This is a genomic window from Xanthomonas sp. NCPPB 3959 (assembly GCF_056675575.1).
Genome location: NZ_JBWWVR010000002.1, coordinates 57,580 through 81,026 on the forward strand (window position 1 = coordinate 57,580; position 23,447 = coordinate 81,026).

Annotated in this window: 14 protein-coding genes; 5 read left to right on the forward strand and 9 right to left on the reverse strand. The window is 65.7% G+C overall.

The window, feature by feature from the left end; translation table 11 throughout:
- Nucleotides 1-24 precede the first annotated feature (24 nt).
- Nucleotides 25-993, reverse strand: a complete 969-nt coding sequence (locus AC1KVG_RS03290; RefSeq protein WP_481093495.1) for a potassium channel beta subunit family protein — start codon at nt 991-993, stop codon at nt 25-27.
- A gap of 741 nt (nt 994-1,734) precedes the next feature.
- Here AC1KVG_RS03290 and AC1KVG_RS03295 point away from each other — a divergent pair.
- From AC1KVG_RS03295 to AC1KVG_RS03310, 4 genes are all read left to right on the forward strand, one after another.
- Nucleotides 1,735-3,033 (forward strand): NupC/NupG family nucleoside CNT transporter, encoded by a 1,299-nt coding sequence (locus AC1KVG_RS03295; RefSeq protein ID WP_006451423.1) that lies wholly within the window; start codon nt 1,735-1,737, stop codon nt 3,031-3,033.
- Nucleotides 3,034-3,111: 78 nt separating this feature from the next.
- Entirely contained in the window at nt 3,112-4,068 is a 957-nt protein-coding gene (locus AC1KVG_RS03300) for a ribokinase (protein ID WP_043888963.1), read from the forward strand.
- A gap of 600 nt (nt 4,069-4,668) precedes the next feature.
- Entirely contained in the window at nt 4,669-5,667 is a 999-nt protein-coding gene (gene dusB, locus AC1KVG_RS03305; protein ID WP_481093496.1) for a tRNA dihydrouridine synthase DusB, read from the forward strand.
- Between the two features lie 41 nt (nt 5,668-5,708).
- Complete coding sequence (locus tag AC1KVG_RS03310; protein ID WP_481093497.1) at nt 5,709-6,536, forward strand: methyltransferase domain-containing protein; 828 nt, start codon at nt 5,709-5,711, stop codon at nt 6,534-6,536.
- Nucleotides 6,537-6,566: 30 nt separating this feature from the next.
- Here AC1KVG_RS03310 and AC1KVG_RS03315 read toward each other — a convergent pair whose 3' ends face one another.
- Entirely contained in the window at nt 6,567-7,655 is a 1,089-nt protein-coding gene (locus tag AC1KVG_RS03315; protein WP_115039817.1) for a metal-dependent hydrolase, read from the reverse strand.
- Nucleotides 7,656-7,889: 234 nt separating this feature from the next.
- On the opposite strand from AC1KVG_RS03315, the gene metK reads away from it, so the two are divergent.
- Nucleotides 7,890-9,101: a methionine adenosyltransferase gene (gene metK / locus AC1KVG_RS03320; RefSeq protein WP_481093498.1), complete on the forward strand. Its 1,212-nt coding sequence runs from the start codon at nt 7,890-7,892 to the stop codon at nt 9,099-9,101.
- Nucleotides 9,102-10,050: 949 nt separating this feature from the next.
- Here the strand turns inward: metK and AC1KVG_RS03325 are convergent.
- The 7 genes from AC1KVG_RS03325 to AC1KVG_RS03355 all read right to left on the reverse strand — a co-directional run bounded on the left by AC1KVG_RS03325 (nt 10,051) and on the right by AC1KVG_RS03355 (nt 23,408).
- A complete protein-coding gene (locus tag AC1KVG_RS03325; RefSeq protein ID WP_481093619.1) occupies nt 10,051-11,430 on the reverse strand; it encodes a histidine-type phosphatase in 1,380 nt (459 codons plus the stop codon).
- Between the two features lie 396 nt (nt 11,431-11,826).
- A complete protein-coding gene (locus AC1KVG_RS03330; protein ID WP_481093499.1) occupies nt 11,827-13,029 on the reverse strand; it encodes an OmpA family protein in 1,203 nt (400 codons plus the stop codon).
- 981 nt (nt 13,030-14,010) lie between these two features.
- Nucleotides 14,011-15,963 (reverse strand): esterase/lipase family protein, encoded by a 1,953-nt coding sequence (locus AC1KVG_RS03335; protein ID WP_481093620.1) that lies wholly within the window; start codon nt 15,961-15,963, stop codon nt 14,011-14,013.
- Between the two features lie 77 nt (nt 15,964-16,040).
- Entirely contained in the window at nt 16,041-17,078 is a 1,038-nt protein-coding gene (locus AC1KVG_RS03340; protein WP_481093500.1) for an Lnb N-terminal periplasmic domain-containing protein, read from the reverse strand.
- Nucleotides 17,075-17,647 (reverse strand): TetR/AcrR family transcriptional regulator, encoded by a 573-nt coding sequence (locus AC1KVG_RS03345; RefSeq protein ID WP_006450143.1) that lies wholly within the window; start codon nt 17,645-17,647, stop codon nt 17,075-17,077. Before AC1KVG_RS03345 ends, AC1KVG_RS03340 begins: the two co-directional genes overlap by 4 nt.
- Before the next feature lie 119 nt (nt 17,648-17,766).
- Nucleotides 17,767-20,481: a phosphoenolpyruvate carboxylase gene (ppc, locus tag AC1KVG_RS03350; RefSeq protein ID WP_481093501.1), complete on the reverse strand. Its 2,715-nt coding sequence runs from the start codon at nt 20,479-20,481 to the stop codon at nt 17,767-17,769.
- Between the two features lie 401 nt (nt 20,482-20,882).
- Nucleotides 20,883-23,408: a S9 family peptidase gene (locus AC1KVG_RS03355; protein WP_481093502.1), complete on the reverse strand. Its 2,526-nt coding sequence runs from the start codon at nt 23,406-23,408 to the stop codon at nt 20,883-20,885.
- Nucleotides 23,409-23,447: the final 39 nt, after the last annotated feature.

Genomic DNA, 23,447 nt, shown 5'->3' on the forward strand with positions numbered 1-23,447 from the left:
CAGTTGGATCAACAACCCCACCTCTCAGCGCGTGACCTCTTCCACCCGCGCCCAGTCAGCTGCATCGACCTTGGTCAGCGTTTCCAGCGCGCCGAGGTTTTCTTCCAGTTGCGCTACGCGGCTGGCGCCGAGAATCACCGTGGATACATGCGGATTGCGCAGGCACCAGGCGATGGCCAGGCGTGCGGGCGACTGGCCCAACTCGGCGGCCAGCGCGCAGAACGCGCGGGCACGTTCCAGGCGGCGGGCCTCCGGTGCACCCAGCACTTCGTCCTGCAACCAGTGATTGCCCGGCTGGCCCAGACGGGTGTCGGCGTCCACGCCGGCGTTGTACTTGCCGGTCAGCAGGCCCGAGGCCAGCGGTGACCATATGGTGGTGCCCAGCCCGGCTTCGCATAGCGGGGCATACTCGCGCTCCAGCCGGTCGCGATGCAGCAGGTTGTACTGCGGCTGTTCCATCGACGGGGCGTGCAGATGCTCCTGCTCGGCGATGGCGATGGCGGCGCGCAACTGTTCGGCGCTCCATTCGGAAGTGCCCCAGTACAGCACCTTGCCCTGGCGGATCAGTGCGTCCATGGCGCGCACGGTTTCCTGGATGGGGGTGTCAGGATCGGGTCGGTGGCAGAAATACAGATCCAGATACTCCACGCGCAGGCGCTTGAGTGCGGCATGGCAGGCATCGGTGATGTGCTTGCGCGAGAGTCCGCGCTGGGTCGGGCGCGGGCTGTCCACCGCGCCGAAGAACACCTTGCTCGAGACGCAATAGCCATCGCGCGGCAGGCGCAGGTCGGCGATGACATCGCCCATCACTTCTTCGGCGCGGCCGCGTGCATACACCTCGGCGTTGTCGAAAAAGTTGATGCCGTTGTCCCAGGCGGCGGCGATCAGGTTGCGCGCTTCGCTGCGCCCGATCTGCTTGCCGAAGGTGACCCAGGCCCCGAACGACAAGGCCGACAGCTGCAGCCCGGTGGAACCCAGACGACGGTAATGCATTGGCAGACTCCAACAACCTCCGCGGCGCCCTGCCCCGGATCGGCGTGCGCAGTGTAGGACGTGAGGTTGCTGGGGCGACAGGGCGTGGCATGTTGGTCACATGATCGACCGCGGACTCTCCAGAGATTCCGCCTGCATGCAGCCATTGCTTGTGGATCAGCCACGGCGAAAAGTGGGAGCGGGGTGTCGCGTCCGGGGGCGGGACCGTGTGGCGGCATGGATGCCGCCACCGAGCCTCCAGAGACGGATTCACGGCGTGTCCCGCTCCCGGATGCGGCGCCTTGCATCGACCGCTCCCACCCGCGACGTCTGAGCGGTTTTTGAGAAAGCCTCGGTCACTGCGGGGCGCTTGCGCGCGTACCGGCGTGGGACACGCCGCAAGTACGTCCATGTAGGCTCTTCTGCGGCATCCATGCCGCATAAGGTCCCACGCCGGTACGCGCGCAAGCACCTTCGGCTGTCGTCGGCGACTGATGGAAAAGCAGCGTCTGGCTGCCGGATCGAATCACGGAGCGTGGCCTTCGCTGGTGCCATCGCGCTATCCCTTCCACTACCGGTGAGTCGACTCCGCAAATCCCCCACTTTGCGCAAGCACGGCTCACCCGCTCGCTACTGCCGGCCTGTCAGCGCCCGCTGCATCTCGGTTGCGGGCTGACGGGGAACGTCTGAACACCGCTCGCCTTGCCCACCGTCACCCCCTGCTCTAGGCTTCTCGGTTTGCCGTCTGCGCCGGGGAATGGAATGGTCGAAGGTTTGGGAAGGATCGGCTTCGGCCTGTTCGGTCTGGCGGTGCTCATCGGCATCACCTGGCTGTTTTCGAACAACCGCCGCGCGATCGACTGGAAGCTGGTCGCCACCGGCCTGGCGCTGCAGATTTCGTTCGCCGCACTGGTGCTGCTGGTGCCGGGCGGGCGCGACGTGTTCGACTGGCTGGGCCAGGGCTTCGTGAGGGTGCTGAGCTTCGTCAATGAGGGCTCCAGCTTCATTTTCGGCAGCCTGATGGACATCAACAGCAACGGCTTCATTTTTGCGTTCCAGGTGCTGCCCACCATCATCTTCTTCTCTGCGCTGATGGGCGTGCTCTACCACCTGGGCGTGATGCAGGTGATCGTGCGTGCGATGGCCTGGGCGATCACCAAGGTGATGCGCGTGTCGGGGGCGGAAACCACCAGCGTGTGCGCCAGCGTGTTCATCGGCCAGACCGAGGCGCCGCTGACGGTGCGCCCGTACATTCCCAAGATGACCCAGTCCGAGCTACTGACGATGATGATCGGCGGCATGGCGCATATCGCCGGTGGCGTGCTGGCAGCGTACGTCGGCATGCTCGGCGGCAGCGACCCCGCGCAGCAGGCGTTCTACGCCAAGCATCTGCTCGCCGCCAGCATCATGGCCGCGCCCGCCACCCTGGTGGTGGCCAAGCTGCTGGTGCCGGAAACCGGCACCCCGCTGACCCGCGGCACGGTCAAGATGGAAGTGGAAAAAACCACCAGCAATGTCATCGATGCGGCCGCGGCCGGCGCCGGCGATGGCTTGCGGCTGGCGCTGAATATCGGCGCGATGCTGCTGGCCTTCATCGCGCTGATCGCATTGATCAACGCACCGCTGACCTGGTTGGGCGATGTCACCGGCGCCGCCAAGGCGCTGGGCCATCCGACCAACCTGTCGACGATCTTCGGCTACGTGCTGGCGCCGATCGCCTGGGTGATCGGTACCCCGTGGGTGGATGCGACCACGGTCGGTTCGCTGATCGGCCAGAAGGTGGTGATCAACGAGTTCGTCGCCTACAGCGAGCTGTCGCGGATCGTGAAGGGCGAAGTGCCGGGCGTGGGCCTGAGCGCCGAAGGCCGGCTGATTGCCACGTATGCCCTGTGCGGCTTTGCCAACTTCAGCTCGATCGCGATCCAGATCGGCGGCATCGGCGGTCTTGCACCGGAACGCCGTCACGATCTGGCCAAGTTCGGGCTGCGCGCGGTGCTCGGCGGTTCGATCGCAACGTTCATGACCGCTACCATTGCCGGCGTGCTCTCGCATTTCGGTTGAGGTGGCGCGGGTTCATCGGTGTGCCGGTCTAATCGCCGCACGCCACGTTTTATTCAGTCATTCAAGTTAAGGGTATTTATGAGTTCGGTCGTCGTTGTCGGGTCCTTCAATGTCGATCACGTGTGGCGCTGTGATGTCCTGCCCGCGCCGGGTGCCACCATCGCCGGTCGCTACAGCACCGGCCCGGGGGGCAAGGGGTTCAATCAGGCGGTCGCGGCCGCGCGTGCCGGCGCCAAGACGCATTTTTTGTGCGCGCTGGGCGACGATGCCGGCGGTGCGCTGGCGCGCTCGCTGGCGGCGCACGATGGCTTCGCGCTGATCGCCGAGCCCAGCAATGAGCCGACCGGCACCGGCGGCATCTATGTCGATGCGCACGGCCGCAACACCATTGTGATCGGTGCCGGTGCCAACTCGGTGCTGAGCGCCGCGTTCGTCGACAACCAACGCGCGCTGGTCGCCTCGTCCCGGGTGTTGCTGGCGCAGCTGGAATCGCCGGCGGAAACCATCGAATCTGCGCTGGCCTTGGCGCGTGAGTGCGGCGTACTGACCGTGCTCAACGCCGCGCCGGCCAATGCGCCGACCTCGATCGGTCTGCTCAAGCTGTCGGATGTGCTGACGCCCAACGAAACCGAATTCGCCGCCCTGCTCGGCCGCCATGTCGGCGAGCGCATCAACGCCGACGATGTGGCGGCGCTGGACGGCAACACACTGCATTCGCTATGCCGCAAGTTGCTGCCGGGCGGCACCGTGGTAGTGACGTTGGGTTCGGTGGGCGCGTTCATTTCGCACGCAGAAGAACAGCTGCGTGGCGATACCGCCGCGCATTACCGCGTGGGCGCGGAAAGCGCGCAGACGGTGGACACCACCGGTGCCGGCGATGCCTTCAACGGCGCGCTGGTGGCCTCGCTGGCGCAGTCGCCCGGCGCCAGCTTCAACACCCACGTGCGCTTTGCCACCCGCTATGCCGCACGCTCCACCGAAGTGGAAGGCGCTGCTACCTCGATGCCGCGAATGGTGCCCGAACCGGCCGTGTGATCCGCACGCTTCACGCGACGACGAAGGCGACCGCAGCGATGCGGTCGCCTTTTGCGTTCAGGGCGTTGGCCTGCATGTTAGAGACTGTTTTTGATTGGCGAACGGCATGTTGAGACCCGTCTGCCGACGGACGCCGTGAGCCCTGCTGCTGCCGGAACTTCGGTCTTCTTCATCGGACAGTCGTTCGGGTAACTAGGAAGAGGCCTGATGCAGTGTCGGGCGCCCGTACCCTCATCCGGCGCTGACGCGCCACCTTCTCCCGACGGGAGAAGGAAACAAAGCCCCTCTCCCCGCGGGGCGAGAAGGCGCTGCTTACGCGCCACTGGCGCGTGTGCCTTGGAGCGCCCGCGCCGCAAGCGCGGGCAGGGGCGCGAAGCGGGGGTTGAGGTGAGGGTACGACGGAAGACAGTCAACTCACCGAAGAGGTGGGGTGAGAGTTCGGCCCGCCAACATCTCCGCCATAGCCGTCCTTTCCCAGAGCGCTGACATTGCTCAACTGACTCGCATAGCAGTGGCGCAGAACCGAAGCCCGCAAGCGCTCTTACGATTCCCCAATCCCCATTCCCGACTCCCCCTTCCCCTCCCAGCTACAATGCCGCCATGCACATCGGCTCCTACTCCATCGACCCCAAGGTGATCCTGGCCCCGATGGCCGGCGTCACCGACAAGCCGTTCCGGCTGTTGTGCAAGCGGCTGGGCGCCGGGCTGGCGGTGTCGGAGATGACCATCTCCGATCCGCGTTTCTGGGGCACGCGCAAATCGCTGCACCGCATGGACCATGCCGGCGAGCCGGATCCGATCAGCGTGCAGATTGCCGGCACCGAGCCGCAGCAGCTGGCCGAGGCCGCGCGCTACAACGTGGACCACGGCGCGCAGCTGATCGACATCAACATGGGCTGCCCGGCAAAGAAAGTCTGCAATGCCTGGGCTGGCTCGGCGCTGATGCGCGACGAAGATCTGGTGGCGCGGATCCTGCGCGCAGTGGTGCAGGCGGTGGACGTGCCGGTCACGTTGAAAATCCGCACCGGGTGGGATTGCGATCATCGCAACGGCCCGACCATTGCGCGCATTGCGCAGGACTGCGGCATCGCCGCGCTAGCCGTGCACGGGCGCACCCGCGATCAGCATTACACCGGCAGTGCGGAGTACGCGACCATTGCCGAAATCAAGGCTGCGTTGCAGATTCCGGTGATCGCCAATGGCGATATCGACTCGCCGCAGAAGGCGGCGCAGGTGCTGCGCGACACCGGCGTGGATGCGGTGATGATCGGCCGCGCCGCGCAGGGGCGGCCGTGGATCTTCGGCGAGGTGGCGCATTACCTGGCCACCGGCGAGCTGTTGCCGCCGCCGTCGTTGGCGTTCGTGCGCGATACCTTGCTTGGCCATCTGGAAGCGCTGCATGCGTTCTACGGGCAGCCGCAAGGTGTGCGCATCGCGCGCAAGCATCTGGGCTGGTACGCCAAGGATCACCCGCAAAGCGCCGACTTCCGCGCGGTGGTCAATCGCGCCGAAACACCAGAGGCGCAGCTGGCGCTGACCCGCGATTATTTCGATGCGTTGATCGCCGGTGTGTCGCCGGCGCTGTCGGCCGCAGCCTGAGCCTGATTTTCTAGCTTCAATTTTTTGTGAGAGTTGCACGCATGAGCGCACCTGGCGATACACCCACCTATCTGCATGGTTTTTCGCCCACCGAACAGGCACGCCTGCTCAAACAGGCCCGCTTGCTCGAAGCCACCTTGTTCAATCAGATCGACTACAGCGGCGCGCGACGTCTGCTGGAAGTGGGCAGCGGCGTGGGTGCGCAAACCGAGATCCTGTTGCGCCGCTTTCCCGATCTGCACGTGACCGGCGTGGACTTGAGCGAGGCGCAATTGGGCGCGGCACGCGCGAATCTCGAGCGGCTGGCGTGGTGCCGCGAGCGCTACACCTTGCAACAGGCCGATGCGACCGACCTGCCGTTCGAGGCGCGTCAATTCGATGCGGCATTCCTGTGTTGGGTACTCGAACATGTGCCCTCGCCCGCACGCGTGCTCAACGAAGTGCGCCGCGTGCTGCTGCCGGGCTCGCCGGTGTATGTCACTGAGGTCATGAATGCCTCGTTCCTGCTGCATCCGTACTCGCCGAATCTGTGGCGCTACTGGATGGCGTTCAACGATTTTCAGCACGACCAGGGCGGCGATCCGTTCGTCGGCGCCAAGCTGGGCAACCTGCTGCTGGCCGGCGGCTTTCGCGATGTGCAGACCGAGATCAAGACGCTGCACCTGGACAACCGCGAGCCGGGCCGGCGCAAGACCATGATCGGGTTCTGGGAAGAAGTGCTGCTGTCGGCGGCCGAGCAATTGCTGCGGGCCGGCGCGGTCAACGCAGACACCGTGGACGGCATGCGCCGCGAACTGGCGCAGGTGCACAGCGACCCGAATGCGGTGTTCTTCTATTCGTTTGTGCAGGCGCGTGCCACGGTGTATTGAGCGGGCGCCGAGAGGGTCTACTGCGCGGTTCTACTGAGTCACCGGCGCAGGCGCGGCGGCATGTTCCAGATCGCCGGTCAGCACCGTGCCGGCCGGCTCGTGCCAGATGCGGTGCCACATTTGCGCCAGCACTTCACCGATCTGATCGCGTGCCACCGGCGCGCGGTAGGCCGCCTGGACCTGCCGCGGCGCAATCGGCTGCCACTGCCCGTCTTCGCGATGGGCGACCACGAAGTTGAAGTTGTAGTCCGGCTCCAGGCCCATGCGCAGATCGCTGAGCATCAACTCGTCGTCGACCAGACGCGCGCGCATGAAGCCGCGATTGAACCAGGTCAGCCGGCGCACCGAATCGAACTTGGCCACTTCGCCCAAGGCCTGGGTGTTGCTGGAATAGCCGCGGAACTGCATCGGGCCCTTGTCGGCCACCAGCGAGCGCTCGCCGATCACATAGCCGTTGGGCGTCATCGCCACCACCCGCCATAACAGAGTGTTGAGCGGCATCGGCACCGAGAAGCGCGGCGCATCCTTCAAGCCGAGTGCGGCCAACGCGCGGTCGGCTTCGCGGTCGACCAGGTGCTTGGCCAGCAGCGACCAACCCAGATACGCAGAACTCAACGCAAGCCCGATCACCAACGCGTGCTGGGCAAGCGGCCGCGCACGTGCAAACCACGCCACTGCACAGGCCAACAACAGCCATAGCGTGTAGCCCGGATCGATGATGAACACACTCGACCACATGGCCGGAGGCGGCTGCAACGGCCACCACAGCTGGGTGCCATAGACAGTGAAGGCATCCAGCAAGGGATGCGTGATCAAGGCCAGTTGAATCGCCCAGAACCAGCGCTTGGGCGCACTGGCCACGCGCCGGTTGCCGTAGCGGCGGTACAGCCACCAGATCAGCCAACCGACGAATGGCAGCACCAACAACGAATGGCTGGCGCTGCGATGCACGGTCATCTGCGTGACCGGGTCGCTGGTAAAGGGCAGCAGCGCCAGTGCGTCGAGATCGGGCAAGGTGCCCAGTGCCGCGCCGGCCAACAGGGCGGCACGGCGCTGTCCGGCCGGGGCGATGGCGGCAGCGACGGCGCCGCCGAGAACGATCTGGGTCAATGAATCCATCGCCCGATGCTAGCAGGCCCAACATGCATTGGCAGGCATGTTTGTACGCGTTTTCAGTCGAATGTAGGGCGATCATCGGCGAGGCTTGGCTGGTCGTCCTGCACGGCAGCGCCTTGCTGTCACCGACGTCTGCTTAACTCCATTGCCACCTGTTCAGGCGCACAATGCAACGGACATGCGGGGCGTGTATCATCCGCAGCCATCTTTTCATCCGAATCAAGGGATATAAGCCAGATGTCCAGCTACCTGTTCACCTCCGAATCGGTCTCCGAAGGCCATCCGGACAAGATCGCCGACCAGATCTCCGACGCCGTGCTGGATGCCATCCTGGCCCAGGACAAGCGTGCCCGCGTGGCGTGCGAGACGATGGTCAAGACCGGTGTTGCGATCGTTGCCGGCGAAGTGACCACCAGCGCCTGGATCGACCTGGAAGCGCTCACCCGCAAGGTGATCCTGGACATCGGCTACAACAGCTCCGACGTCGGCTTCGACGGCGAGACCTGTGGTGTGCTCAACCTGATCGGCAAGCAGTCGCCGGACATCAACCAGGGCGTTGACCGCAAGAACCCGGAACAGCAGGGCGCCGGCGACCAGGGCCTGATGTTCGGCTATGCGACCAACGAGACCGACAGCCACATGCCGGCGGCGATCCACCTGGCACACCGCCTGGTCGAGCAGCAGGCCAAGATCCGCAAGAAGAAGAACTCGGCGCTGTCCTGGCTGCGTCCGGATGCCAAGTCGCAGGTCACCTTGCGCTATGAAGACGGCATTGCGACTGCGATCGATGCGGTGGTGTTGTCGACCCAGCACGATCCGGGCGTCAAGCAGAAAGACCTGATCGAAGCGGTGCGCGAGGAAATCCTCAAGCCGGTGCTGCCGGCCAAGTGGCTGCACAAGGGCACCAAGTTCCACATCAACCCGACCGGCAAGTTCGTGATCGGCGGCCCGGTGGGCGATTGCGGCCTGACCGGTCGCAAGATCATCGTCGACACCTACGGCGGCTGGGCACGTCACGGCGGCGGTGCGTTCTCGGGCAAGGATCCGTCCAAGGTCGATCGTTCGGCTGCCTACGCTGCGCGCTATGTGGCCAAGAACGTGGTGGCTGCCGGCCTGGCCGACCGTTGCGAAGTGCAGGTTTCCTACGCCATCGGCGTGGCCGAGCCGACTTCGATCTCGGTCACCACCTTCGGCACCGGCAAGATTGCCGACGAGCAGATCGAAAAGCTGATCCGCAAGCATTTCGACCTGCGCCCGTTCGGCATCATCCAGATGCTCGACCTGATCCACCCGATGTACCAGCAGACCGCGTCCTACGGTCACTTCGGCCGCAAGCCGAAGGACTTCAGCTACACCGACGCGACCGGTGCGCAGCACAACGCCACCGCGTTCTCGTGGGAAAAGACCGACCGTGCCGACGCGCTGCGCGCCGACGCCAAGCTGAAGTAAGTCAGCGGCTCCTGCGGGAGTGGATGTAGTGAGTTGCACATGGGCCGCTGATGCGGCCCATGTGCGTTTTGGCGGAACGCGTATCGTGATCAATGCTTGCGTGGGGAGCATCGCCTGCCGATCAGCAGTGGCAATGTTGGGAGCGCGGTGCCGCGTCCGGGGGCGGGACCGTGTGGCGGCATGGATGCCGCCACCGAGCCTCCACGGATGGATTTACGGCGTGTCCCGACACCGGATGTGGCACCGCGCCGCCGACCGACTCCGCACATCGATCGGTCTTGCGCACGACATCTGGCGTTTTCATGCGAATGCTTCGGTTTGCTGCGGGCGCTTGCACGCGTACCGACGTGGGACACGCCGCAAGTACGTCCGTGTAGGCTCTTACGCGGCATCCATGCCGCGTAAGGTCCCACCCCGGCACGCGTGCAAGCACCACCGATCATTGTCGGCGACTGAAAGAAAAGCGGGGTCTGGTTGAACTGATCGAGCTTCGGAGCGTGGACTTCGCTGGCGAAGTGATAGTTCAACGACTGGCACTATGGCAGCAGCGTCGAATGGCAACGTGTTGAATTGATACCGACAACATCGCCTGCGGAATCAGTAAGCATTAGGCCGCTTGAAAGCCTTTAGCTTTGCTTTGCGACAGCGACAATTAGGAACGTGGTGTCATTTCCGGGCAAGACCGTGTTTCTCGCCCCTCTCCCCTCGGGGCGAGAAGGCACTTCTTGCGCGCCACTGGCGCGCATGCCTTGGAGCGCCCGCGCCGCAAGCGCGAGCCGGGGCGCGAAGCGGGGGTTGGGATGAGGGGTACGGGGCGAAGCCTCCTTGAGTAATCGATGACGCCAGGCTTCGCACGTACCCTCATCCGCCCCTGCGGGGCACCTTCTCCCGGTGGGAGAAGGAACGGCCACTGATCGCCTTTTTCGAGATAAAGATCGCTGCTGCACGGTTACCGATCGAGCTGCAGCTGTTTCTCGAGCGCCTGCGTAAACTCCGGCAACGGGCACGCCATACGTTGCTCTGCTGTGCAAACGCCAAGCGCCAACTTCTGCTGCAACGGCGGATGCTCCAGATTGAGCGGCGCCAGCGTCCGCAGTTGATCCAGCGATTGCGCCAGATACTGCGCACGCACCACCTGCTTCCCACTCGGCTCGCGCCATAGGCCCAGCACCAACGCACCGCCCGGCGGCGGATCATCCGCGCCGTAGCCGGGCAAGTGAAAGTGCACGCCCAGCAAACTGCTCAACGCGGCGATATGCGTGTCGCTGCCGACGAACAGCGAGACCTTCGCCGCCTGCGCGTCACCGAAGCGTTGCAGCACTTCGCGCGCCAGCGGTGCGCCCGAGCGCGCGGCCATGTAGTGCGGCCGTGCGTAGATGTCGAACAGCAGCGCATGCAGCCGCGAGACCTGCGCCAGCCGCTCGGGCGTGGCGCGGCCCCAGCCGACCTGCGACAGCGGCAGGCCTTCGGCGTATTGCAGCAGTAGGACCTCGCCGGTGCCGGAGGTCAGATCGATCGGCCCACCCAAGGCCAGGCCGCGGCCATTGGCAGACGGCGTCAGCGTGGATGGCATCTGCGCAAAGTCGCAGGGCGTGCGGGTGCAGCCAAGAATCTGCTGCATCGCCTGCAGTTCGGCCGCATGCCCTTGCAGCAAAGCGGCAGGACCACCGGTTTGCTTTTCGATCGAGGCGACCGCTGCGACGGCATCGAATGCAACCTCGCCGGCTTCGATCGGTCGAAACAACGGGTCGTTGCTGCCGGCCTCGCGGTGCCCGGCCACGATGCCGCAACCGGGTGCCAGCGCCTCGGCCAGCAAGGCGCCGCTGTCGATGGTGCGTTGATCGGTATTGGCCCAGATCGACACGCTGCCTGGCGCCGGGCAACCGCTGCTCGGCACCACCTTGTGCTGCGCCAGCCATTGGCGCAGATACTCGCCGCTCAATTGCACGCCGATGCGCCCGTGCGCAGTGAGCAGGCTGGCCGGGGTGGACCACTGCGGCCACGGTGCGTCTGCGTAGTGCGCGGCGGCGGCTTCGCCCTGCAACGGCGCACGTACACCATGTCGGAACACCACAACCACGCGCTCCAATTGCGCGGTCTGCATGACTGCAGGCGGCGCAGGGGGCCGCGGCGTGCAAGCGATCAGCAGCAACATGCCAACTGCAAGTGCCGGCATCAGCCAGCGTGGCCGAGGCACTGTCTTCGAGCGTTGCCTGACACCTGCGTGCAACGGCGCATTGATCCCACGCGACGGCAACGACGCAATCCCCAGCGCGTCGCTGCCGTCATCGCCTGCGGGCGTCTGTTCACCACCCTGCCCCGTTTTCATCGCTTGCCTGGACACATACTTGGCGTTCATCCCGTTGGTCATTGCGGAATGTACGGTGCCAATATGCAAGGCAGACGACACCTGGCGAGACTTCCTCAAATATTCGGGCAGCCGCCACGCGGCGATAGATCCCCGGAATCAGCCGCACGGTTGCGGCACCAAGTGCGGCATCAGTCTTGTCCAACCACGACTCGCCGCAGGGTGCGCTGCCTTGCGTGGATAACCCGACACACCAGTCGTCAGGACGCACTGCACAAGGCAGCGGCACGATGACATGCAGATGAGCCGGCATCAGCCATCGACACACGCCCGAACCGCGTGCGTAATGGGTCACCTGTCCGGGATCGCATGATCCTGCGTCTGCATGCGAGCGATGCCGCGCAGATCGGCTCGCACTCAGGTGCGCAGGAAGATTTCCACACGCCGATTGAGTTGTCGCCCGCCGGGGTTGTCCTGTCCATTGAGCGTATTCGGCGCTACCGGCTGCGATTCGCCGTAGCCCTGTGCGCCGGCCGACTGCGCGGCACCGCGTGTGCGTAACGCGGCCAGTACCGCATCGGCGCGGCGCTCGGACAGCGCCTGGTTATAAGCGTCGCTGCCCTTGGCATCGGTATGCCCGCGCACTTGCATGTCCTTGGTGCTGACCTTGCCGAGTGCCGCGGCCAGCACGTCGAGTACGCGCGCGGCATCGGGGCGGATCTCGGCCTTGTCGAAGTCGAACAGGATGCGTTCGTTCAAAGTGATCAGATAGCCGCACGGCGCACCGGGAGGTGCGAATTTCTGCAGCAGCGGAAAGCGCCCGGCAGGCGGCACCTTCGGCAGCGGCGGCATGCGTACCTCGCGCGGCGGCGTGCCGACGGTGCCGGTGCCATCGCCGCGGTTCTGCACCAACCCATCCGGGCCGTTCCAGGTTCCCGAGCCGTCGGCGTTGATGGTGATCAGGCCGCGTGGACCGTTCCAGGTGCCGCTGCCATCGCCGTGATTGTTGACCAAGCCGCTCTTGTTGCTGTTCCAGGTACCCGCACCCTTGGCGTCCAGGCTGATCAGACCGGCCGGGCCGTTGTAGGAGCCGGCACCGTTGGCCTGCACCTGGATGATCGCATCGTCGCCACCGGCGCCGCTCGCATTGATGGTGCCGCTGCCGTCGGCGTTGACGCTGATCAGGCCGCCGTCGAAGTTGGCGGTACCGCTGCCGTCGGCCTTGAGGTCGAACAGCCCGTTGTCGCCATTGCGCAGCAGATTGCCGTTGGCATCGACGCTGGTGATGCCGGCATCGTTGATCAAGGTGCCGCCATCGCCGCAACGTGCCGGCGCAACGCTGACGCCTTCGATCGGGTCGAGAATGTCTTGCAGCGAGGCTTCCAGCGCGCGTTGCGCCGGGGTCACGCCGGCGATGTCCGGCACCACGATCAACGGGATGGCCGGGAACTCGGGCACCGCCTCATTGGTGGCCGGCGGCGCATCGGATGCACGCGCTGCAGTTTGCGCTGCCGGCGGCATTGCGCCCGCAACCTCTGCCGCGCTCTTCTGACCTTCGCCGCGGCCGCAACCGGCCAGCAGCAAGGGCACCCAGATCACTGCCGACAGCGTCTTGCGCATCGAGTCTTCCTTGTTGGAGCGTGTTCTAGAGAACCGCCTGATAGCATGAGGCTGGTAAACAATGCGCTAAGAACGGCGAACAACACCGCTGCGCGGCTGCCAGGCGTGAGTGCAGTGATTTTGTCGGCCATTTTTTGGTGAATGCAGTCAAAAGCCTAGTTAGTCGAGGGCGCGGTGCCCTCACCGCTCGCGGGACACGCCGTGAATCCATCCCTGGAGGCTCGGTAGCGGCATCCATGCCGCCACACGGTCCCGCAATCGGCGAGGACACCGCACCAGACAGGTTGCTGGTTACTTTATTGAGGACAGGACACGGCGTCAGCCAGTCTGCTGGTTGCCTTATTTAAAACACTGCACATCGACCATCTCGACTAGCCCTTGCCCGCCCACCGTCGCGGGACCTTACGCGGCATGGATGCCGCGTAAGAGCCTACACGGACGTACTTGCGGCGTGTCCTGCGATGGTGGGCGGGCAAGGGCCCTGCAGCCAACTCGCAGCGTCGAGGGCGCGGTGCCCTCACCGCTCGCGGGACACGCCGTGAACCCATCCCTGGGGGCTCGGTGGCGGCATCCATGCCGCCACACGGTCCCGCAATCGGCGAGGACACCGCACCAGACAGTTATAGGTTGCCTTGTTGAAAGCCTGCCTATTTCTCGGCTTGTCTTGGAAGCTGATCGGGCGCGCCGTCACCTAAACCACGCACGTCATGCATTGCTTGCACCATGCAAAACGACACTCTCGACTGGTCCTTGCCCGCCCACCGTCGCGGGACCTTACGCGGCATGGATGCCGCGTAAGAGCTTACAAGGACGTACTTGCAGCGTGTCCTGCGATGGTGGGCGAGCAAGGGCCCTGCAACCAACTCGCAGCGTCAAGGGCGCGGTGCCCTCACCAGAGAGTTGGCCGGCTGTTTTCTTGAACGCAACACCATGCGCACCGACCATTCGCTGACAACAACGGCGTTTCAATTCTGCTTGCTTTCAGAACGTTGCCGAGGGTGCAGCCGGTATCTCGCCTTGCGCGCCGTGCGCACTCGTGTTTCCCGCCTCCTCGGCCTGCAGCTGCGCATGCAGGATGCGGCGAATCTCCAGAATCGCCTGCGGCGTTTCCTGCACGCTATGCCAGGAGGTCACCACCAGTTCCGACTCGGCGCCCTGCAAATGTGCGCTGCGATAAGGCACCAGACCATCGTCGGAATCGGCCAGCGGCACCTGCGGTTTTTCGCGCCCGACGATGGTGTGGTAATGCACCTGTGGGGAGATCGGTAGGTCCATGCTGGCGCGCACGAACGGGTCGGTATCGCGCAGGTTGTCGATGCTGGTCGGCGGCAACAGCCGGCCTTTGCGTCGCGGATCGCCGCCCTGCCCGTCACGCTCGCTGTTGGCCAAGTCCTGCAGCACATCGCCGAAGCGATCCAGCAAGGCGATCGGCAAACGCACCAGGCGGCCGACAAAGCGCCCCAGCCCGCCTTCGGCCAACGGCGTGCCGCGATGCGGCGCGGCGATGAAGATGGCGCGGTCGACCTGCGGCAGTGGCGAAAAATGCAGCAGCGGCGACAACTTCGCGCGCACGCGTGCGCCGCGCTCGCCTTCCAACCGGTAGTTTTCCAGCAATGAATTCCACAACGTGTCGCCGGAAGACGACACCAGCAAGCGCCCGATCACCCCGCCCATGCTGTGGCCGATCAACACCATATCGTGCGATGCGATCGCAGTGCCGGCCGGGTCGAAGTGCTGCAGGCTGCGCTCCACCAATGCATGGATTTCTGCGCGGTTGACCGCCACCGGCGCGTTGGTCGGGTAATACACCTGCCAGATCTGATAGCGCTGGCGCAGCGTTTCATCGCCCATCACCTCGTTGGCGACATTGACCCAGGCTTCCGGGCTGCTGGCCAGCCCGTGCAGCATCAGCAGCACGCGTCGGTCCGGATCGTAGGGCTGCATCAGATACAGATGCGGGCGATCGATGCCGCGCGCACTGCCCAGCATCGAGCGCAACGACTGCGCGGCAAAACCGGATTTGGCCAGCCACAAGCCATAGGCGGCAGTGAAGTTGGCCGCCAGCGGCACGCGCTGCCCATGCAGCACCACCTCGTTCTGGCGATACGGGTCGTACGGCACCACAGTGGCGATGTTGCCGCGTAGCACGGCATCCAGCGTCTCGCCTTCGAAACGCAGCAGCAGCGTGGCCGGTGCGTACGGCATCTCGCTGAAAGTGGGCAACGGGCGCTCTGGCGATGCGACTGCAGTGGCGGCTTGTTGCAAGGCCAGCCCGGCGGGATCGCCGACCACTTGCGGGTCCACTTCGGCCACCAGCTCGGCACCGAAGCCATCGCGCCGATAGGTGCTGCGCAGTCCGTTGAAGCGCAAGGCCGAGGCGGCGAAGATTGCGCGTGGCGTGTTGCCGCCGCCCGGTAACCGATACGCAGACATGTCGATACCGACCTGCCAGCGGCCTATGCTGGTCGGTTCGCGCTCGCTCTGGCCGGTCTGCTGCGCGCGTGCGAACAGGCGTTCGATCACCTGCTGCACGGCGTAGTTGTAATAGTCGCGCACCTGCGTCTGGCGATTTTCAAACGCACGCGCACTCGGCGCCCGATCGGTGAAAAACAGGTACGCGTACGCATGCCGCGCGGCTTCCAGCCAGGCGTCGACTGCTGCGTCGCTCATCGTTGTCGGGTCGCGCCCGCCCAAGGCAATCGCATGCGCGGTCCATAGCTCGGCTTGCGTTGCCAGACGGCGCTCGTCGCCGATGCCCGCCACGCTGGTGAGTTGCTGCAGGCAGGGCAGCGGGTCGCTGCGGCAGGCCTTGGGTTGCAGCCCGGCCACCTGCAGGGTCTCGCTGCTGGCCTGGCTCAACGCGCCGGTGCTGAGCACATCTCCGCGTGTACGCGCGATGTAGTCGCCGCTGCTGTGCGATTGCACCGTGACCATGGCACAGCCGCTCAGCAACAGGCTGCCCAGCACACCCGCCAACACTGCAGCGGTGCGGCGTCCACGCAGGCGCGACGTCACCGGGGTGCGCTCGTGGTGGCAGCAGGCGCCGGGGCCTGCGGCATGCCGACACGAATACGCTCGGAGAAATCTGCCGCCTTATCGGCTGCGATCGCACGTGCGGTGAAATGCCCGCGCTGCTTCAAGGTGGCAAAATCGTAGCCGGGCAGCAGGCCCTGATGATCGTAGGCGTATGCGTCCACGTAGCCGGACAGCAGCAGGCGATGATCCAGCGGCAGCGTCGGCTGCAATTGCCGCGCCAGCGCAAACACAATCGTGGTGCAGTTGCTGGTGAGCGTGTTGTAGAACGCCGGGGCGCGATTCAAGTCGTTGGCCATGCGCACATAACCCATGAACATGCGGCGCAGACCGGCCTTGGGAATCGCCAGCCGATACAGATACATGTCCTCGCCACGCACGTTGGTCCGCACGCGCAGAATGTCGCGCTCGTCGGCGGCCACCAGGGTTTCTTCGAAGCTGCGGAAAAACCCGCCCAATGCAGAAAACGACTCGCCGCGTTCCTTGCGGATTTCCAGCGAGAACACCACGTGCGAGCCGTCGTCGAAGCCGAACGACACCAGCGTGTGCGCAATGGCAGGCCCCATCCAGTACGACAGCGCCAGATCTGCGCTGACCAGACGGTCCAGATCGTACTGGCGGGTTTCCCAACGCGGCTGGTAGTCGGTTTCGCTCTGCCAATCGAAATTGCGCACGCTGCGCAATGTGACGATGTTGCCGTGCACTTCGGGCTGCAGCCGCTGTGCAACATCGTCGGCCCAGTCGCGGTCCTGGCTGGGCTGCATCATCCACCACGACACCGCCAGCACCGCAAACGCCGCACTGAAGATGCCCACCAACGCCCAGTTCTCGCGGCCACGGCGCAGGCCCCACAACGCCGCCAGCGCCATCGCGCACCACGAGCCCACCCAGGCCGCGCGCACGAACGCATTGCCAGTGATCGCGAAGTAGATCGCAAGTCCACCCCATAGCGCGGCCAGCACCAGCGCCACGCGCAGCGCCCAGCGACCGAGGCGGGACCGCGTGGCCGGTGTCATCGGGTGCCGCCTTCCGGCACCTGCATGCCCAGCGCATGCATCAGCAGATCGGCCGAGCGATGGGCAAGCCGTTTGCGTTCGGATTCGTCATTGCCACGCAGGCAACTGCCCAGCATGTCGATCACCAGCAGCAACTGCTCGTCGTCGACATCGGCGCGGCACAGGCCGGCGTCGCGGGCACGATGCACGAACGGCAGGAAGATGCGCACCACACGCCGGTCGGCCGCTTCCACGGCCGGGTGCGCGCGTTCGATCGAACGCCAGAAATCCACCAGCGGTGCGGATTGGGCGATGTGCTCGGCCACGTCGTGCAGCAGCACGGCCAGCCCGTCCGGGCGCTCGCCCAGATCGGCGGCCAGCCGCTCCAGCCCGTCCAGGCCGCGGGTCATCAGCGCGGTCATCAGCGCGAGCCGATCGGGAAAATTGCGATACAGCGTAGCGCGGCCAAGGCCGGCACGTTCGACCACCAGTTCCAGCGGGGCATTGACGCCGTGTTCGCTGAACACTTCGTCGGCGGCATCGAGTATCTGCCGGCGGCGCAGCGCGGCATCAGGGCGGGGAGTCGTCATGGCGGCATTATCGGACAGATTTGTCCGGTAACGCCAGAGTCCGCTTGACGAATCCGCACCCTCTCCGACCAACGGTCTGATCCGGCCGTCGGAGCGGACGGCCGGAGCAGCAGACCGGATCAGCCGGTGTTCTGCACGCCTTGCGAGACGCCGTTGACGCAGGCGACCAGTGCGCGCAGCAGCTCGTCGTCTTCGCCATCGGTGGCACGCCAGCGTTGCAGCAGATCCACCTGCAACACGCTGATCGGGTCGATGTAGGGGTTGCGCAGGCGGATCGACAAGGCCAGCCGCGGGTCGTGCTGCAGCAGCGATTGCTGCCCCGTCAACGCCTTCACCCAGCCCTTGGTCAGCGCCAGTTCGTCGCGAATGCCCGGGAAAAAGCGCTCATGCAGTTCACCCGACAGCCGCGAAAACAGCTCGGCGATGTTGAGATCGCCCTTCGACAGCACCATCGCCACGTCGTCCAGAAAGGTGCGGAAGAACGGCCAGTCCTGCGCCATCTCGCGCAAGGTCTGTTCATGTCCCGCATCCACTGCCGCCTGCAGGCCGCTGCCCACGCCGTACCAGCCCGGGATCACCGCACGCGCCTGGCTCCACGCGAACACCCACGGAATCGCGCGCAGGTTGGACAACGCCGCGTCCTGGCCCAGGCGCCGCGACGGGCGCGAACCCAGGGTCATGCGTTCGATCACGTCGATCGGCGTGGCGCGGCGGAAATACTGCATGAAATCCGGCGCGCCAACGAACGCGCGATACGCCACGGTGCTTTGTTCGGCGACCAGATCCATCACCGGCCGCCAGCGATCCTCGCGCGGCTCGGGCGCACGCGGGCGCAGGCTGGAGAGCAGCACCGCGCCGGTCATCTGTTCCAGCGAGCGCAATGCCAAGGCACGAATGCCGTACTTGCGATGGATCACCTCGCCCTGCTCGGTGACGCGCAGGCGGCCATCGACACTACCGCGCGGTGCGGCATCCAGCGCGCGGCTGGTCTTGCCGCCGCCACGCGCGATCGAGCCGCCACGGCCGTGGAAGAAGGTCAGCCGCACGCCCAACTCGGCAGCAGCTTCAAGCAATTCCACCTGCGCGCGCTGCAGGCCCCAACGCGAGGCGGTGATGCCACCGTCCTTGCCGCTGTCCGAATAGCCCAGCATCACCATCTGCGTATCGCCGCGCGCGGCCAGATGCTGGCGATAGACCGGATCGGCGAGCAGATCCTGCACGGTGCCGGTGCCGCCGCGCAGATCGTCCACGGTTTCGAACAGCGGCACGATATCCAGCGGCACGGCGCCGGCGTCGTCGACCAGGCCCCCGCGTCGCGCCAGCGCGAGCACGGTGAGTACGTCGGCGCGGTTGTGCGCCATCGAGATGATGTAGCTGCCCAGCGCATCGGCGCCGTGGCGGCTGCGTGCATCTGCGAGCGCGGCGAACACCGCATCCAGCCGTGCATTGCCTTCGTCGGCTACGCGCGGCAGCACCTGCTCGCCGGAGGCATACGGGCCGAGCAAGGCAGCGCGCTGCTTGGCGTCCTGGTCGTCCCAATCGGCCTGGCCCAATGCATCGGCCACCGCACGCGCATGCACGCTCGATTCCTGGCGCACATCCAGACGGGCCAGATGGAAGCCGAACGTGCGCACGCGCCACAACAGACGGCGCACCGCGAACCAACCGGCGTGCAGCCCCTTGTTGGCCTGCAGGCTGTCCAGGATCAATTGCAGATCGTGTTCCAGCTCGGACGGTGCGGTGTAGGCGCCCTCGGCATCGTCCAGCGTGGCCTGCAGACGCGCGCGCATCAGATCGTTGAGCAGCCGGTACGGCATGTCGCCATGGCGCGGGCGCGAGCGTGCGGCGTCCTCCGGCAGCAGTGCGCGGTAGCGCTCCAGTTGCTCGCTCAATTCCGCACTGACTGCCACCAGCGTGGTCGACTGGCTGAGCAGGCTGGCCAGTTGCCACAGCTCGTTTCGATAGCGATCCAGCACCGCGCGTCGCTGCGCATCCAGCGTGCCGGCAATGGTGGTGGCATCCACATTGGGATTGCCATCCATGTCGCCGCCCACCCAGGTGCCGAAGCGCAGCAGGCGCGGTAGGGTCGGCACGCTGCCGTAGGTTTCTTCGATGGCGTGTTCGAGGGTTTCGTACATCACCGGCACCACGCGATACAGCACCTGGGTGAGATAGAACCCCACATGCTCGCGCTCGTCTTCCACGGTGGGACGCACCGGCGAGGAATCGGCGGTCTGCCAGGAGGCGGTCAGGGCCATGCGGAAGCGCGCCGCATCGGTGGCGCGCTCGTTGGGCGTGCGCATGCCATCCAGGTTGTCGACCAGGCTGGCGACCATCAGCTGTTCTTTTTCCAGCAGCGCGCGCCGCACCGCTTCGGTGGGGTGCGCGGTGAACACCGGCTCCACGTCGATACGCGGCAGCCATTCGCTGAGTTCGTCCAGCGTCACGCCCTGCGCCTTGAGCCGGCGCAATGCATCGTGCAAGCCATCCGGCTGCGGGGTGTCGGTACTGCTGCGCTGGTACTCGCGGCGGCGGCGGATGCGATGCACGCGCTCGGCGATGTTGACCACCTGGAAATAAGTGCTGAAGGCCCGCACCAACGACTCGGCTTCGCGCGGCTCGCGTCCGGTCAGTTGCTCGCTCAGCGTGGACGGCGGTGCATCGCCCTCGCGCCGCGCAATCGCCGTGGTGCGGACATGTTCGATCTCTTCGAGGAATTCCGCAGAGACCTGCTCGGCGAGCAGATCACCGACCAGTGCACCGAGCCGACGCACATCGTCGCGCAAGGCAAGATCGGGGGTAGCGAACACAAGACTGCTGCGGTACTCGTTCATCGGAAACGCACACCCTCTTCAAGCGCAAAGTCGTCGAAGACTAACCCAAAAGGATTAGATGGTTGCGACAAGCGCGACGGTTTCAACGCCAACCATCGCGTACCAGAGCCCCCTATCGATGGCTCTCGTAGGAGCGCGCTCGCGCGCGACGTGGCTTTCCCGGTAATGCCCCGTCGCGGGCAAGCCCGCTCCTCCGCGGTGTGGCTGTCCTGGTCATGCCCCGTCGCGCCCAGGTGCGTTCCTACGGGTGATCGCGAGAATCGTGTGGACGCCGCAGCGAATCTTCCCGGGACGCGCGGCGGCCGCATCCACCGTAGGAGCGCACCCGGGCGCGACGAAGCTTGATCGGTGACGCCTCATCGCGCGCGAGCGCGCTCCTACGGGTGCCAGCGCACGATCGATCAACGCGGGCGCGTAGCGCCGGTCTCCTTCACCGGTACCGGCTCGCCGAGATTGGTCTTCAACCACTGCTCGCTCTCGGCCAGCATCTGCAGGATCGACTGCCGCGCACGGTAGGCATGCGACTCGTTGGGCAGCATCACCAGGCGCGCGTTGCCACCCAGGCCCTTGATCGCAGCGAACATGCGCTCGCTCTGGATCGGGAAGGTGCCGGTGTTGTTGTCGTCCTGGCCGTGGATCAGCAGCAGCGGGTCCTTGATCTTGTCGGCGTAGTTGAACGGCGACATCGCCTGATACACCGATTGCGCCTGCCAGTAATTGCGTTCTTCGGCCTGAAAACCGAATGGCGTGAGCGTGCGGTTGTAGGCACCACTGCGCGCGATGCCGGCCTTGAACAACCGCGTATGCGCGAGCAGATTGGCGGTCATGAAGGCGCCGTACGAATGCCCACCGATGGCGATGTGCTCGCGGTCGGTGACACCGCGTCGCATCACTTCGTCCACGGCGGCCTGCGCATCGGCGATCAACTGCGGCACATAGGTATCGTTGGGCTCGGCATCGCCTTCGCCGACGATGGGCATGGTCGGGTTGTTGAGCACCACATAACCGATCGCCAGAAACGCCTGCGGTCCCCAGTAGCTGATCGCATTGAAGCGGTACGGCGAATCGGTGACCTGGCTTGCGGTGTCGGCACTCTTGAACTCGCCCGGGTAGGCCCACATCAGCAGCGGCCGCGGGCCGTCGCGTTTGGGGTCGTAACCGGGCGGCAGCAACAGCGTGGCGGTGAGGTCCACGCCATCGGCGCGCTTGTAGCGGATCTGCTCCTTCTGCACGCCGCGCAACTGCGGCAGGGGATGCGCGAAATGCGTCAACGCACGCGGCGCAGCCGCTGCATTGCCCAGCGTCTGCACGAAATAGTTGGCCGGTTCTTCAGGCGATTCGCGGCTGAGCAGCAACTGCGTGCCTTGCGCATCCAGCAACGCCAACGGCGCGGAATAGGTCGGTGCCTGCGAATGGAACAGGCGCGTGGCGCGTTTGCTCTGCAGATCGAAGCGATCCACGAACGGGCGGTCGCCTTCCGGCGAGGCGCCCTTGCCGAGCAGGAACAGGCTGTTGCCATCGGCACCGGTCTGCAGCAGCGCGCGGCCCTTGCCGTCGGCCACCGTCGCCGGCGTGCCGGGGTCGTTGTAGCGGTCCTGCGAGGAACGGTCCCACAGCAATTCGGGTGCGCGCCGCGGCTGATCCGGTGCGATGCGCCACTGTTTGGTGCGGCGGGTCTTCCACCAGCTCTCGCTGAGAATGGCCAGATCGCCCCGGCCCCATTGGATGCCGTCAAACCGGCTGCCCAACTGCGCCAGCGTCACCGGTGCACGCGCGAACGGCGCGGCCTGCATCAGCACCGCATCGCGGATCTTGCTGGCGCGTGCCGGGTCGCCGCCGTCCTGCGCCTCGGCCCAGACCAACGTGGCCGGTGCATCAACGCGCCAGGCGATGTCGCGCACGCCGGTGGGCACTGCGTCGTTGCCGGTCGGCAGGCCTTCCACCAGCGGCAGCTTGGCGATCTGCCGAACCAGCTTGCCCTGCAGGTCCAGCACTTCGATGCGACGCGCGAAATTGTCCACCGGCACCACATACGAGAACGGCCGCTCGCTACGTTCGCTCAGGATGTAACGGCCATCCGGCGACACCGACAGGTTGAGGTAGATACCGGGCGCGGCGATCGGGCGGACCTGCCCGCTCACCGTGACGATGATCGGCTGGCCGGTGGCGTAGTACTCGAATACGCGCGCATCGGCCTCGTTGCGCAGCAGGTCCTGATAGGTCGGCAGCGAGCGCACGCCGGCGGCAGCGCTGGTCTGCTGGGTCGCAGGACCGTCCGGCACCGCATCGCGCGTGGGCGGCGCGCCCTGCCCTGCCACTTGCTGCTGAACCAGCAGCCCGCTGCCATCGGGCAACCAGCCCAACTCGTCGTTGACGCTGGTGTTCAAGCCGGCCACCAGACGCCGCGCCTGCCCGGCCGCCACATCCACCAGCCACAGCTCGTTTGCACCGCTGGTCGCATCCTCTCGGCGGAACGCCAGGTAGCGTTGATCCGGCGACCAGCTCAACGTGGCCAGCGACAGTGGCGACGGCAGCCCGGCAATCTGCCGCTCGCTGCCGTCGGCTACCGACAGCAGCCACAGCTTGCCGGCGAAGGCAAACCGGCTGCTGGCGAAGGTCTTGGGATGGATGCGCAGACCGGCCAGCTTGAGCTCGGGCTGGGCGACCTCGGCGATATCCGGCAGCGCCGGCATTTGCAGCATCGCAGCCAGATCACGTTTCGGCGAGATGTGCAGCAGTGGCGCGCGCGGGGCGTCCACCACCGCCTGCAGCGCCTTGGAGGGCAACTGGTACCCGCTGGCCGCCGCAGTGGGTTGCACAGTTGGCGTGCTGGCCGCCGATGCCAGCAGCGGCGCGCTCAGCGCCAACACGCCCGCCCACGCCCACGTGTACTGCCGCCTGCCCTGCGCATTCCGCTTTGCCTGCATTGTCCGTCCCCGGTCTCGATCGACCCTGGACCATAGCAG